We start from the raw sequence: 1,546 nt of genomic DNA on the forward strand, positions 1-1,546 counted from the left end.
GTGTGCCAAATAATTAGCACAGAAGTTCGCCACTTAATTAGCAAGACAACAGCTCTGAACCTCGCCTCGCATTCAACAAAACGGTAGTAACCCGCTATCGGATAGCCTTGGAGCAACGTCGCTATGCTCCCTCAACGATCAATCTGAGGCCCGCAGCAGTTCGCAGGCTTGCATACGAGGCCTCGGATTGCGGACTGCTCAGCCCTGACCTCGCGGCAGGCATTCGCAGGGTCAAAGGAGCGAAGCGCTTAGGCGTTCGTGTTGGGAATTGGCTGACCGCTGAACAGGGCAATAAGCTTCTCGCTGTACATTCTGGAAAGCAGTTGCGCGAACTACGCAATCATGCGGTGCTTGCCATGCTCCTCGGATGTGGTCTGCGCAGAGCAGAGCTCGTCGCGGTGAAGATCGATGACTTCGAACTACGAGAGGATCATTGGGTGCTTGCCGACCTCGTTGGCAAAGGTCGTCACATGCGGACGATCCCGGTTCCTGGATGGGTTAAAGCAGCCGTCGATGCGTGGACGGATGCTGCGAGGTTACAAAGTGGAACCCTCTTCCGCGCCATAGACAAAATGGGGAGGGTTCAAGGCCAAGGATTCACGGCGAAGGTGATTTGGTCCATAGTTCGTGAAGCGGCCATTGCCTGTGGCATCGGTGGGATCGCTCCGCACGACCTGCGTCGAACCTGCGCCAGGCTTTGTCATCAAGCGGGAGGCGAGCTTGAGCAGATTCAGTTTCTACTTGGTCATGTCTCAATTCAGACCACCGAGCGTTACCTTGGGTGTAAACAACGGATTCGGAATACCGTAAATGATCAGATTGGTTTGGAGCCAAAGTCTTCTTGACGACGAGAGCCTCCAGATGGCCGAATCATAAGAGACCCAATCGGAGATGAAACTTGTCTGCAGAAACCGAAAAGTTGTTTAAGGGGCTGCTGAAGGAGATGCGCACGTTTTCAAAGAACATGGGTTTCGCGCCGTCAGCCAGAACTTTGTGTTCGAATCGAAAGAGTGTTGGGTCATTTTCAACTTCCAAAAGAGCCGCTGGTCTGATTCCGAAGAGACCACCTTCTACGTGAACGTAGCGTCTTTCTTCGAAAACTTGGTTGGGGTTTGAAGGCAAACCGGCGGACAAAGTGCCCCCCTACTACGCTTGCGATTGGCAATGGCGAGTCGAGCAATTCGCACCAGACAAAACCATAAAGAGCTGGACCCTTCGTGATGAAGCCAGCTTTCGAGCTACACTTTCTTACTTGCAAAAGCTCTTCCAGGAATTTGTTCTGCCAGCAACAAAAAGCATGACAACGAATGCTGAGTTACTGGAACATACAGGGGGCTTTGAATACCCGCAATTGAAGACACGCGCGGTGATTCTCGCCTCGACGAATCAGATTGACGCACTACGACTGACTGTTGCCACTCTCATCGAAAAGTTTGGGGGAACAGTGGTTGACGGCATCCATGAACATCTTCGATTGTTGCGATCTAAATATCCCGATGTGATGCGTCAAATCGAAGCGTCCGGGAATCAGTCCTGATAAACGTTC

2 protein-coding genes and 1 pseudogene are annotated in these 1,546 nt (G+C 52.0%); all 3 read left to right on the top strand.

The window, feature by feature from the left end; genetic code table 11:
• Positions 1-107 precede the first annotated feature (107 nt).
• The 3 genes and pseudogenes from AC5S26_RS29855 to AC5S26_RS29865 all read left to right on the top strand — a co-directional run bounded on the left by AC5S26_RS29855 (position 108) and on the right by AC5S26_RS29865 (position 1,537).
• On the top strand, positions 108-845 hold the full coding sequence (locus tag AC5S26_RS29855; protein WP_494188588.1) for a tyrosine-type recombinase/integrase: 738 nt from the start codon (positions 108-110) through the stop codon (positions 843-845).
• Between the two features lie 115 nt (positions 846-960).
• A pseudogene (locus tag AC5S26_RS29860) lies at positions 961-1,116 on the top strand (DUF4304 domain-containing protein); the annotation flags it as partial.
• Entirely contained in the window at positions 1,106-1,537 is a 432-nt protein-coding gene (locus AC5S26_RS29865; RefSeq protein WP_494188589.1) for a hypothetical protein, read from the top strand. The pseudogene AC5S26_RS29860 and the gene AC5S26_RS29865, both read left to right, overlap by 11 nt.
• The last annotated feature ends 9 nt before the right edge of the window (positions 1,538-1,546 follow it).

It is taken from the genome of Edaphobacter sp. FHG110511_03 (assembly GCF_059115365.1).